We start from the raw sequence: 12,314 nt of genomic DNA, 5'->3' as shown, positions 1-12,314 counted from the left end.
GTCCGCGCTAGCTTCGACCCCGGCAGACCGGGAGGTGCGGCCGCCGGCAGCAATGGCGCTGACGACGGCCGTTCCTCCCGGCCAGCCCCCGAGGGCCACCCGGGGGCCGACCGGCACTCGGGTCAGATGGCGGCGCGGATCTCCGCAGCGGCCGCGGCGACGTCGTCCGCACCGTAGATCGCGGCACCGGCGACGGCGACCTGCGCACCCGCGTCACGGACCGAGCCGACCGACGACGCCTTGACGCCGCCGGCGACCGAGAACGGCACACCCGAGGCCTTGCCGGCCTCGAGCAGCTTCTCGAAGGTGAAGCCCTCTTCGGCCTGCTCGTCGAGGCCGGCGTGCATCTCGACGAACTCGGCGCCGAGCGCGACGACCTCCTTCGCGCGGGCGGCCTTGTCGGTGACGCCGATCAGGTCGACGACGATGCCCTTGCCGTGGGCCTTGGCTGCCTTGACGGCGCCGGCGATGGTGCTGTCGCCGGCGACGCCGAGCACGGTCACGAGGTCGGCGCCGGCCTTGAAGGCCTCGCCCGCCTCGAGCTCGCCGGCGTCCATCGTCTTGAGGTCGGCGAACACGATCTTGTCGGGGTGCGCCTCTTTGATGGCGGTGATGGCGCGGAAGCCCTCGGCCTTGATCAGCGGCGTGCCCAGCTCGATGATGTCGACGCTGGGTGCGGCGGCGGCGGCGAGCTCGAGGGCGGCCTCGGTGGTCAGGGTGTCCATGGCGAACTGCAGCTTCATGTGGTGCTCCTTCTGTGATGCGGATGAGGGGAGGATCGAGGAGGCGCGGTGCGACTACTCGAGGTTGGCGTGCCGAGGCCAGAGGTCGTCGGCGTCGATGCCCGAGCGCTTCCACAGGGCGTGGAAGAGCGCGTCGCCGACCAGCACGACGACCTGCTCGAACAGGCCGCCGGCGTACTGCGCCGACGCGTCGCCCGAGCGGTCGAGCTTCTCGGCGGCCGGCACGATGACGACGGCCGTGGCGAGCTCGGCGAGGGGGGACGAGGAGGCGGTCGTCACCGCGGCGACGCGGGCGCCGGCCTCGGTCGCCGCCTCCGCCGCACGGACGATGCCGCCCGTCGTGCCCGAGCCGCTCGCCGTCAGCAGCACGTCGCCCTCGCGGATCGCAGGGGTCGTGACGTCGCCGACGACGTGCACGGCGAGGCCGAGGTGCATGAGGCGCATGGCCGTCATGCGCAGCGCCAGACCCGAGCGCCCGGCACCGTGCACGAAGACGCGCTCGGCGCCCGAGACCAGATCGGCCACGGCCTCGAGACCGTCGGGGCTCGTCTCGACCACGGCGCGGATCGCCTGATCGACCTCGGCCCGGACGAGCTCGAGCGCGTCGGCGGGGGTGGGGGTGCTGTCTGCGGAGGGCATGGGTACCACCCTGCTCGCCCGCACCTCCTCGTGCGCCGTGCATCCGACGAGGTGCGACTACCCGTTCGGGTGGGCCGCCGTGTGGAGGATAGGTTGGCCCCATGCTCGACACCACCGCGCCCCTCGCCGATCTGCCGTCGCCCGCCAGCCGATCGCTCGTCGTCGAGCACGCCCGAACCGTCGCCGAGCTCGTCGACCGGCAGGCCCTCACGCTCGAGTCCCTGCTCGCGACCCTGCGGTCGGCCCGCCTCGACGACCGCGCCGCCCGCACCATGGCCATCGACATCGCCGCCTCGGCCATGGTCGAGATCCGCACCGAGACGGACCACCAGCGGTCGCTGCTGCTCGAGCCGGTGGTCGGGGCCTTCGCGCGCCTCCGGAGCGATCTGCGGCCCCTCGTCCGCTTCGGCGACCTCGACGTCCAGTTCGTCGAACCGCCCGCGACGGGTCGGGCCCTGCCCGGAGAGGTCGCCCACGCGGCCCGGGCCATCGTCCGGAGCGCCGTGCTCGCCCTCGTCGACACCGGCGAGTCGCGCCGCGTGCGCATCCAGTGGGACTGCGACGGCCTCAACCTGCTGATGAGCATCCGCGACGACGGCGCCGGGGCCCTGACCGTGCACGACGACTCGCTGCGACCCATCGCCGAGCGGGTGACGGCCCTCGACGGCTCGCTCTCGGTCGCCTCGACGCCGGGCTGGGGATCCGACGTCGCCGTCACGCTGCCGCTCGACCCGCCCGCCGAGAGCGGGTCGCTCGACGACACCGTGGCGCTGAGCGTGCGCGAACGCGAGGTGCTGCGCTTCGTCGCGTCGGGCGCACGCAACCGGGCGATCGCCGAGTCGCTCGGGATCAGCGAGAACACGGTAAAGTTCCACGTCTCGAACCTGCTGCGGAAGGCCGGCGCCCGCACGCGCGCCGAGCTGACCGCGCTGACGCGGTAGCCGGGGCGAGCGCGTCGGCCCGCCCGCGCCGGCCGGCCGCGCCCGGCCGCGCCCGGCCAGGCCAGGCCAGCCCATCGCTACACCCGCTTTTCGGCGATACACCCCGATGAATGCGGGTGTCACGCCGAGAACGGGGTGTCACGCGGAGAACGGGGTGTCACCCCGGGGACGGGGTGTCGCGAAGGGGACGCGCCATCGCGTCAGCCCGGCCACGCCCGGCCAGCCCAGGCCGGCCCATCGCTACACCCGGTTTTCGGCGATACACCCCGATAAATGCGGGTGTCGCGCCGAGAACGGGGTGTCGCGAAGGGGACGCGCCGGCGCGCGGGACGCGCGGCCGGCAGCGGCGCGCGGCCGGCCGCGGCGCGCGGCGCGCGGCGCGCCGCGCTAGCGCTAGCGCTCGAGCTCGACGAGGCGGGCGCGGTGCGTGCTCCAGGAGTCGACCTCGACGTAGCCGTCGCCGAGCAGCTCGCGCAGACCCGACTTGGGCGAGGTGCTGCCGTCGGCCGCGACGTACTCGACGAACCAGACCCGCGGGGCGTCGTCGAAGCGACCGGCCGCGGCCGCCTCGGGCACCGTCAGCACGTCGTCGCGCCAGCCGTCGGCGTCGACGAACGGCGTCTTGAGCGTCACGTCGCGCAGCCCCTCGAACCCGTCGGGGTAGGTGTGCAGCGCGAGTCGCGGCTCGATCGACGGCTTCGGCGACTCGTCGAACACGAGAGCGTCGCCGGCCGAGGCGTGCTCGCCGACGAGGGCGCTGAGGTCCTGCCAGCCGGTCGCGTTCTTCGCGTACGGTCCGCGCTGGTCGAGCCAGACGGGGGCGGCGAGCCCCACGACGAGCGCGACTCCGAGCACCGCGACCGCCGTGCGTCGTGAGGCGAGCACGTCGATGCCGATCGCCACGAGGATCGCGACGGCCGGTGCGCTGAACGACAGGTAGCGACCCGAGAACGCGGGCACGGCGAGGTTCAGCACAAGCAGCGACACGGCGGGGACGAAGGCGAGGAGGAGCGCCGTCACCGTGAGCACTCCCCGGGGCGTCACCGAGAGGGCGGCCGTCCAGCCGTCACGGGCGCGGTGCAGCAGTCCGACGACGAGCGCCACGACGGCGACCCCGACGAGCGCCCACGCGACGACGGCGAAGCGGGCGTCGCCGAACCACAGCTCGACGAGCAGCGCGCGCGGACTCGTCGTGTCGCGACGCGCGAGGAACGACACCTGGCCCCGCTGGGCGACCGAGAAGACGACGATCGGCGAGACCGCGAGCAACGCGACCACCACCGTCGCCGCCCAGGCCCGCAGGACGTCGGCACCCTCGCGCAGGCGCCCGCCGGCCGCGCCGGCACCCGCCACGCCACCGGCAGAGACACGCGCGTCGCGTGCGAGCGCGGCCAGGAGCAGCGCGTGCACGCCCACGATCAGCCCGAAGTACACGAACACGCCGACGCCGGCTCCGGCGAGCACGCCGTAGGCGACCCAGTCCGCCCGGGAGGCGCGGTGCCGGCTGGTCACGATCCGCACCAGGGCCCAGGTGCTCCAGACGGCGAGGGCCGCGCCGATCGCGTACGACCGCGTCTCGGTGCCCATCGAGGTGACGCGGGGCAGCACGGCGGCGACGACTCCGGCGATGACGGCGAGGCGGCGGGTGCCGAGCCGGTCGACGAGCAGCACGACCCCGGCGACCATCGCGCCGACGGCGAGCGCCGACGGCAGTCGGGTCGAGAAGGGGGAGGCGCCGAACAGGTCGATCCAGAAGTGCAGCCCGAGGTAGTACAGCCCGTGGACGGCGTCGATGTGGCCGACCATGTGGAACAGGCTGGGCAGGGGGCGCTGCGCCGACATGACGCTCGCCGCCTCGTCGCCCCAGAACGACGGGATCCACGAGCCCGCGGCGGGGATGACGGCGGCGATCAGCCCGAGCACGACCGCGAGGCGGATCGGCGGGCGGGCGGCCGTCCGGGCTGCACCCCACTCCGCCGAACCGCGGTCCGCCGCACCGCGGTCCGCCGCACGGACCCCGCCGCTCCGAGGGCCGCCGAGCGGGACGGGGATCGAGGAGGTGCCAGCCGACGGCGAGGGGGTGGATGCGCTGGTCACGGGGTGCCTCTCCGACCCGGGGCCCGTCCGCGGATCGTGGCCGAGGCGACCGACGGGCACCCGCAGGCCGAGGGGCGGACCGCGGAGGCGGCGCCCGGCTCGTTCCGGACGGTCGGCCGCGCAGAGCAGCCGCCGTCAGGGTATCGACGGCGTCTGCACGGCGGCTGCGGCGTGGGGGACGCTCGCGTTCCGCGGCCAGCGGACGCGCCGAGCGCGGCGAGCAGGTGCGGGCGGGTGCGGGCTGGTGTGGGCGGATGCGGGCGCCGACGCTCCCCCGCCGGCGACCCTCGGCCCGCCGAGCGGGTCCCCCGCCGAGCGGGTCCACCGCCGCGGCCCGATCGCCGACACCCCGCCGCTAGGCTCGCGGGATGGTCACCGTCGTGCTCCCCTGGCGTCCGCAGCCCAGCCGCATCACGGCCTTCGAGGTCGTCCGCGACTGGTACGCGGCGGCGCTGCCCGAGGCCGTCATCCGGACGGTCGACTCGCCCGACCCGGTGTTCAACCTGGCCCAGTGCCGCAACCTCGGCGTCGCGGCCCTCGCCGACGACGAGATCGCCGTGATCGGCGATGCCGACACCCTCCCCCAGCGCGAGCCCCTGCTCGCCGCGATCGAGGCCGCGCGCGACAGCGGCAGCGTGCACCTCCCCTACACCGAGTACCACTGGCTCGGGCGCGACGGGACCGCGCAGGCGGCCGCCGGGACGCCCCTCGAGCAGTGCGACTTCGAGCTCGTGCGGGGCGCGTGCTCGGGGGTCTACGTGACCCGCGCCTCCTCGTGGCGCAGTCACGGCGGACAGGACGAGCGGTTCCGCGGCTGGGGCTTCGAGGACGCCGCGTGGTACCTCGCGCACAGCACGCTGCTCGGCGAGGCTCCGCGGCGGCACGAGGGCATGGTCTTCGCGCTTCATCACCAGGCCGAGTCGCGCAAGGGGCCGCAGTACGACGCGAACGCGGCCCTCATGGAGCGGTACCGCGAGGCCGCCGTCAGCCCCGAGGCGATGCGCGCGGTCGTCTTCGGCTGACACCCGACCCGACCCTAACCGCAACGACCCGAACCGAGGAGGCGTGGGCCGGCCGGGTCAGCGCCCGGCGGTCAGCGCCGTCGCGGCTCGCACCCTGCCCGGCACCTCGTTCAGCGCCGAGGCGAGCGCGGCCAGGCCCGCCGCCGCGTCGGGCGCGCTCTCGGCGAGGGCGAGCACATGCTGCAGCGCCTCGGCCAGCTCGCCCTCCGTCGCCGTGTTGGGAGCGAGGGCCAAGCCGAAGCCGGTCCGCTCGAGCGCCGCGGCCCCGGCGAACTGGTCGGTCGAGAACGGCAGCACGACGAGCGGCACACCGGCGGTCATCGCCTCGGTCACGCTGTTGTTGCCCCCGTGCGTCACGGCCGCGGACGCCGCCCCGAGCAGCCTGACCTGCGGCAGGAACTCCCGGACGAGCCAGTCGGACGGGATCTCGCCGAGGTCCTCCCGCGTGCCCGACCCCAGCGCGATCGCCGCTCGGACGCCGAGCGTGCGGAGCGCCGCGGCCACGCGGCCGAGCACGTCCGAGCGCACCGAGAGGAAGCTGCCGAAGCTCACGTACACGAACGGCTCGGCGGCTGCGGCGGGTTCCTGTCGGCCAGGGCGGGTCAGCGCTGACCCGCCCTCGATGACGGGAACCCGCCGAACCGCGGCGCCCTGAGCGAGCCAGGCCTCGACCTCGGGGTCCGCGGGCTCGGAGCGCACGGCCGAGCCGAGCCAGACGTGCGGCGGCAGGAGCTCCTCGCGGGCGGGGTCGGCCAGCTCGCCCGGGTAGTTGTAGAGCAGCAGCTCGCCGTGCTCGCCGAACGCGCTCGTCGACGGCGGCAGGTCGGGGGCCAGCTCGGCGAGCGCGGTGTTCCACTCGGCGGTGAACGACGCGTCGACCCGCTCGCACAGCTCGCGCAGCCCGGCGATCCCGGCGGCGTCACGTCGCGTGGCACCCCCGGCCCCGGTCTCCGCGGCCTCCCCGGCCTCCCCGGCCTCCCCGGCCTCCCCGCCGGCGGCGTCGTCGAACGCGGCAGGCCACTCCGGCGGGCAGCCGTACACCTCGTCGCCGACGGGCAGCGCGGTCGGGTGTCCGAGCACGACGTCGGCGTAGGGCACCCCTCCGGCGACGAGCGCGAGGCGGGCGCTGAAGGCCAGGTGGTCGACGATGATCCGGTCGGGGGCGACCTCGGCGACGACGGCCAGCACGGCGCGGGCCGTCTCGACCGGCTGCCACATGAGGTCGGTCAGTCGTTCGCGCGCCTGGTAGCCGAGCGTCTCGATCATGCCGAGGCGGGTCGCGTCGAAGAAGCCGCGGAGCGATGCGTCCTCGTCGGCGACCTGCTCCTCGGCGCGGATGACGCCGGGGTTCGAGCCGCGGCCGAGCTGCAGGTGGGCGCGCTCGAAGCCGAACGACTCGACGATGGAGGCGGTGGCCGGGCCGGTCGCCACGACCACCCGTTCGCCGCGCTCGCGCCACTCGGTGGCGAGGGTGGCGAGCGGCAGCAGGTGCGAGGCGTAGTCGGGGCTGATCACGAGCAGGGTCATCGCGAGCTCACGCTCCACTCGCGCTGCTCGAGCTCGTCGTCGTGCACGGTGCCGTAGACCCCCGTGAGAGCGCCGGCCATGGCCTGGATGGTGAACGACCGCTCGACGGTGTCGCGTGACCGGCCGGCCCGCGCCTCCGTCGTCTCGGAGCCCGCCGCCTCGAGCGCCTCGGCCATCGCGAGCCGGAGCGCCTCGACGTCCCATGTGCGGGTCAGGAACCCGGTGTCGCCCTGCCGCACGTACGTCGACGGCCCGCCGCCCTCGGGCGCGACGACGAGCAGCCCCGACCCCATCGCCTCGAGCAGCGCGATGCCGAACTCCTCCTTCAGGCTGCCGCAGACGTAGACGCCGCGCGGCGCCGACAGACCGGGCACGCCGAAGCGCGCCGCCGCGACCCACCGGGCGACGGTGTCGTTCGGACGGTGCCCGGGCAGCAGCAGGCCGGAGGCGCGGTGCCGGTCGGTCGGGACGATCCCGTCGATGAGGTCGAGCTGCTCCCGCTCGTCGGCGCTCGGGTGCCGCAGATCGCCGCCGATCAGCAGCAGATTCGCCCGGTCGCTCAGCGCACCGGCCCCGCCGGCCGCACCGGCCCCGCCGGCCGCACCGGTCCCCCCGGCCGCACCGGCCCCGTCGCCCGCACCCCCGCCGGCCCATGCCTCGACGATCGTCGCCATGCCCTTGACGCGGTGCAGGCGCCCGACGCTCACCAGCAGGGGCAGACCGCGCCGCGCCTCCGGGAGGGTCTCGAGCAGGTCGCGCAGCTCGGCGAGCGGCGGGGTCGGCGGCAGACCCGCCGCGTGCTCGGCCGCCTCGGTCACCGAGCGGTCGACCACGTCGAGGTCGATCCCCTCGGGCACGACGGTGTGCCGCTCGGGGTGGGCCGTGATGTCGATGCCGACGAGCTCGCGCATGTCGCGCCGCAGCTCGGGCCGGGGGAACAGCACCGTGTGCGACGCGTTGGCGGCCAGCTGCTGCACCAGTCGGGTGCGGAACCAGAAGTGCTCGCGCTCGTCGACGTCGCCGAACGTCTCGCGCGTGAGACCGCCCGCGAGGTCGAGCGACTGGATGACGGCGTGCGGGTCGGGGGCGACCGTGAACACCACGGGGATGTCGAGCTCGCGGGCCACGTCGGAGGCCGCGAGCGAGCCGACGTCGGCCATCCGCAGGTGGAGCAGATCGACCCCGCCGCTCGCCCGGAGGATGCGGCGGATGCCCCGACGGGCCGCGACGCGCAGCGGCCAGGCAGTCGCCGACGAGACCGGCTCGCTGAGCAGCGGAACGCGACCGTACGTGTGACCCGAGGTCGTGGCGGCGACGCGTTCGACGCTGTCGAGCGCCCCGGCGGCGGAACCCCGCGAGAGGGTGACCACCCGGCCGACGCGGGCCGTCCCGGCTGCCGCGCCCGCGCCTCCTCGGCCCGCATCGGCTGCGAGAGCACCGGCGTGGGCACCGGCGCCGATCGCGCGCCCGGCGAGCGCGTCGCCGAGTCGCACGAGCAGCGTCGCGATCCCGCCGTTGTCGCCGCTGCCCGCCTGGGTCAGGTCGGCGTCGATGTCGGCGTGCAGGAAGAGCTGAGCCACGGTGAGGTCGTCCGACGGGATCCGCAGACCCTCGTGCCGGGCCGACAGATCGACGACGGCCAGCCGGGCGACGTCGCCGAGGAACCCCTCGTGCCGGGCCAGCCCGTCGACCGCCGAGGCCACGGCGACGTCGCCCCGGCGCTGTCCGAGGGCCGAGACGGCGGCGACCCGCACGCGCTCGTCCTCGCCCGGGTCGAGCGCCACGGCGAGCAGGGGGCGGGTCGCGATCGCCGCGCGCACGAGGCCGAGCGTCTCGACCAGGCGGTAGCGCGCGCCGGGTTCGTGCACGCCGAGCAGCGCGCCCTCGAGGCCGACGGCGACGAGGGCGGGCGACGACGACGTCCACTGCTCGAGGGTGCGCTGCGCGACCATGCCGGTGAACCCGCCCGCCGCGACGAGGCCGATCAGCCGCCCGATCGTGTCGTAGCGAGGGAGGCGCTGGCTGAGAGCCGAGGCGGCGTGCTCGCGCAGGAACGTGCGTTCGCTCGACAGCAGCGCCGAGAGCACGACGTCGGCCTCGTCGTCGAAGACCTGGGCGAGGGCGTTCGCGGCGGCGACCGCGACCAGCTGATCGTCGCTCGAGAGGGCCGACCGCAGCACGCGGATCGTCCGGGGGCCGCCGGTGCGGGCCGCGTCGAGCGCGAGCTCGTCGGCGAGGCGCATGGAGTCGACGAGGCGCTCGGCCTCGTGGATCGCGTCGAGCGAGGTCTGGATCCCCATGGTGCCGCCTCTCGGGTGGGTCGCCGGGTCGGGCGCAGCGCCCGGTCCCCCGGGCCGCCCGGACTCCCCGGGCCGAGGGGAGCCTATCGCCGCCCGGGGTCGCGCAGGCGCGTGCGCCGCCCCACCCGTCCGAAGCCCCGCCCCGCGATCCGCTACCGTCGTCTGGGCGCGGATCCGCGACCCTCGAACCCCACCCCGGAGGCCCCGCGTGCGCATCGTCACCATCGGAGACGTCGGCGTCGTCGACGACATGATCCACATCGGCGACGAGGCCATGTTCGACGAGTTCGCGGCGCAGCTCCGGGCCCGCGGCGCGACCATCACGGGCGTCTCGTCGACCCCGGCCGAGACCTCCGCCCGCTACGGCGTCGAGGCCGTGCCCGCCCTGGACTTCTCGCCCGCGACGGCCGGTGACCGCGACGGACGGATCGAGCGCAGGAGGCGCGTGCTGGCCGCCGCCGACGGCGACCGTTCCGCACTCCCCGCCTCCGACGCCGCGTGGTCGGCCATCGAGGCGATCCGCGCCTCCGACGCCTTCGCCGTCGCCGGCGGCGGCAACATGGCGTCGCTCTGGCCGATGCACGTGTACGAGCGGGCGACCCTCGCCGAGCTCGCCCGCCGAGCGGGCAAGCCGTACGTCGTCACCGGTCAGACGATCGGACCGGTGCTCGACGGCGACGACCGCGCGCTCGTGGCCGAGCTGCTGTCGGGCGCCGAGCTGGTCGGGTTGCGCGAGCGCGCGTCGTTCGAGCTCGTGCGGACCCTCGGCGTGCCCGAGTCGCGGCTGACGGCGACGATCGACGACGCGAGCTTCGTCGGGCTCGGGCTCGGGCTCGGGCCGGGGCTCGGGGTCGGGCCGAGCACCGACGCGGCGACCGGCGCCGCAGCCGCCGCCGCACCGTACTGCGCCGTGAGCCTGTCCGCGCACGTGGGAGCCGCCGACCGCACCGCGTTCGCGGAGGCCGTGGCGCGCCTCCTCGACCGGGTCGTCGACGAGACGGGACTCGAGGTGGTGTTCCTGGCGCACTGGGCGTCGCTGCGGAGCGACGACGAGCGCGGCGACTCGCTGCTGCACCGCGCCGTGATCGACCGCATGACCCGGCCCGCCCGCGTCGAGCCCACCACCGACACCGCCGCGGCCGCCCGGTTCGCCCGCGAGGCGTCGCTGCACCTGACGAGCCGCTACCACCCGGCCGTGTTCGCCGTCGCGGCGGGCGTTCCGACGGTCGGCATCGCGGTCGACGACTACACGACGGTCAAGCTGACCGGCGCGCTCGCGAACTTCGGCCAGTCGAGCGTCGTCTCGGCCGAGCAGGTGCTGGCCGGCTCGGCGGACCGGATCGTGCTCGACGCCTGGGGCGCACGCGACGCGGTGCGCACCGCCTGGGAGGCGCGGGTCGGCCCGGCCCGGACCGCCTCCGCCGCGTGGTGGGACCGCCTCGCCGCCGCCCTCCGCGCCTAGCCCGCGCCGCGCAGAGCCCGCGCCGCTACACCCGCTTTTCGGCGCTACACCCCGGTAGATGCGGGTGTAGCGCCGAAAACGGGGTGTCACGCGTGCGAGCCGGCGGCGCGCCGGATCGCCGGCGAGGCGCGCGTCAGCCCCGGTCGAGGGTGATCGTGTCGCGAGCCCCCGCGGCCGCGTCGGACGCCAGCGCGCCGGTCCGGGCGAAGTCGGCCCAGATCTGCCGCACCCGGCGCCCTCGGCGGTCGACGTCCTCCCACGCACTCGAGCCGATCAGCCGCGTGTGCCCCCACGACTCGCGCCCGCCGAGCAGCAGCGGCACGTCGGTCACGTGGGCGGCGCCGAACTCGGCGCCCTCGGGGGCCCAGGTCATCCGGTACCGCACGGCACGACCGCCGGAGGCGCGGTGCCGGTCCACGAACGCCCGCGCGTCCCGGCCGTAGATCACGTGGGTCGTCCCGCCGACCAGCACCCTGCGCACCAGCCCGCCCACGAGGGGCAGCGCGGCGAGGCGACGGAGCGCCGGGATGAACATCAGGAAGAGCCCGGTCTCTTCGGTGGTCGTCCCGATCAGCACGTCGATCCGCGGAGCGACGCGGCGCCAGGCGGCGTCGCGGTCGGCCTCGGCGGGCAGGGGCGACCTGCCGTACTGCAACCCGAACGCCATGCCGCCGCGCAGTCCGAAGCGGCGTGCGGCCCTCTCGGCGACGGCCTGCTGGGCGAGCAGCTCGTCGATCGGGGCATCGCGGGCCGGCGTGCCGACGGCGGCGGCCATCGCGGCCGCCATCTTCGAGCGGCCCGACGTGATGCCGAGCGGCGCGCTCTGCACGATCGCCCGCTGGAAGAGCCCCTCGGCGCCGTCGGCGATCATCAGGTGGGCGATGGCGTCGCCGCCGGCGGACTGGCCGAAGAGGGTGACGCGGTCGGCCGCGCCGCCGAACGCCCCGATGTTCGCGTGCACCCAGCGGAGCGCCTCGAGCTGGTCGAGGAGGCCGAGGTTCGCGGGGATCCGATCGTCGTCGGCGAAGAATCCGAGCATGCCGAGGCGGTACGTGACGGCCACGACGATCACGCGCTGCTCGACGACGAGCGCCCGAGGGTCGTAGACGGAGAGGTCGCCGGCACCGGTCACGTACGACCCGCCGTGGATCCACACCATGACCGGCAGCCGCTCGTCGGGCCGGGCGTCGGCGGGCAGGGTGATCGAGACGAACTGGCAGCTCTCGTCGGCGATCAGGCCGTCGCCGGCGCCCTCGATGAGCGAGCTCAGGGTCTCGGACGGCAGCTGCGGCGACCCCGGCGAGGGCTCGAAGGCGAGCACGGGCTCGGTGGCCGGCGGCACGGGCCGGGGCGGCGCGAAGCGCTCGGACTCGGCGTAGCGGATGCCCGTCGCCCGCACGACGTCGCCGTCGACCCGGCCGATGATCACGCCGGCCGGTGTCTCGAACCGTCGCCGCGCCTCCTCGGGGATCGATGCGGCAGGAGGCGCGGTGCGAGAGGTCTGTTCGGTCACCCCGCCACGCTAGGCCAGCCCCCTGCGTCCGGCCCGCGTGCTCCGCTCAGGCTGCCGAGTGGTCGGAAGA

Annotated in this window: 9 protein-coding genes; 3 read left to right on the top strand and 6 right to left on the bottom strand. The window is 75.5% G+C overall.

The annotated features are described in order from the left end of the window. Positions 1-122: 122 nt before the first annotated feature. Entirely contained in the window at positions 123-743 is a 621-nt protein-coding gene (gene hxlA, locus ASF89_RS01990) for a 3-hexulose-6-phosphate synthase (RefSeq protein ID WP_055811584.1), read from the bottom strand. Positions 744-797: 54 nt separating this feature from the next. Beyond that, positions 798-1,382, bottom strand: a complete 585-nt coding sequence (gene hxlB / locus ASF89_RS01985) for a 6-phospho-3-hexuloisomerase (RefSeq protein WP_055799467.1) — start codon at positions 1,380-1,382, stop codon at positions 798-800. A 101-nt stretch (positions 1,383-1,483) separates the two neighbouring features. Between hxlB and ASF89_RS01980 the strand changes: the two genes are divergently transcribed. After that, complete coding sequence (locus ASF89_RS01980; protein WP_055811581.1) at positions 1,484-2,323, top strand: LuxR C-terminal-related transcriptional regulator; 840 nt, start codon at positions 1,484-1,486, stop codon at positions 2,321-2,323. Positions 2,324-2,716: 393 nt separating this feature from the next. Here ASF89_RS01980 and ASF89_RS01975 read toward each other — a convergent pair whose 3' ends face one another. Beyond that, positions 2,717-4,420, bottom strand: coding sequence for a glycosyltransferase family 39 protein (locus ASF89_RS01975; protein WP_055811578.1), 1,704 nt, complete (start codon positions 4,418-4,420; stop codon positions 2,717-2,719). Between the two features lie 368 nt (positions 4,421-4,788). Here ASF89_RS01975 and ASF89_RS01970 point away from each other — a divergent pair, with 368 nt between their 5' ends. After that, on the top strand, positions 4,789-5,442 hold the full coding sequence (locus tag ASF89_RS01970) for a galactosyltransferase-related protein (protein ID WP_055811574.1): 654 nt from the start codon (positions 4,789-4,791) through the stop codon (positions 5,440-5,442). 57 nt (positions 5,443-5,499) lie between these two features. Here ASF89_RS01970 and ASF89_RS01965 read toward each other — a convergent pair whose 3' ends face one another. Continuing rightward, the gene (locus ASF89_RS01965) at positions 5,500-6,969 is read right to left on the bottom strand and encodes a glycosyltransferase (protein ID WP_055812989.1); all 1,470 of its coding nucleotides are present in this window, start codon (positions 6,967-6,969) and stop codon (positions 5,500-5,502) included. Then, entirely contained in the window at positions 6,966-9,269 is a 2,304-nt protein-coding gene (locus ASF89_RS01960) for a glycosyltransferase (RefSeq protein WP_055811570.1), read from the bottom strand. The genes ASF89_RS01965 and ASF89_RS01960 overlap by 4 nt, the downstream gene beginning before the upstream one ends. A gap of 208 nt (positions 9,270-9,477) precedes the next feature. Here ASF89_RS01960 and ASF89_RS01955 point away from each other — a divergent pair, with 208 nt between their 5' ends. Continuing rightward, entirely contained in the window at positions 9,478-10,731 is a 1,254-nt protein-coding gene (locus ASF89_RS01955) for a polysaccharide pyruvyl transferase family protein (protein ID WP_055811567.1), read from the top strand. Positions 10,732-10,864: 133 nt separating this feature from the next. Here the strand turns inward: ASF89_RS01955 and ASF89_RS01950 are convergent, their stop codons facing one another. Beyond that, positions 10,865-12,244, bottom strand: a complete 1,380-nt coding sequence (locus tag ASF89_RS01950) for a carboxylesterase family protein (protein ID WP_082489709.1) — start codon at positions 12,242-12,244, stop codon at positions 10,865-10,867. Positions 12,245-12,314 lie beyond the last annotated feature (70 nt).

Origin of the sequence: Frigoribacterium sp. Leaf172 (genome assembly GCF_001424285.1) — a bacterium.
GTDB lineage: Bacteria > Actinomycetota > Actinomycetes > Actinomycetales > Microbacteriaceae > Frigoribacterium.
Note: the sequence above shows the minus strand (reverse complement) of the source record. Positions and strands in the feature narration are given on the sequence as shown.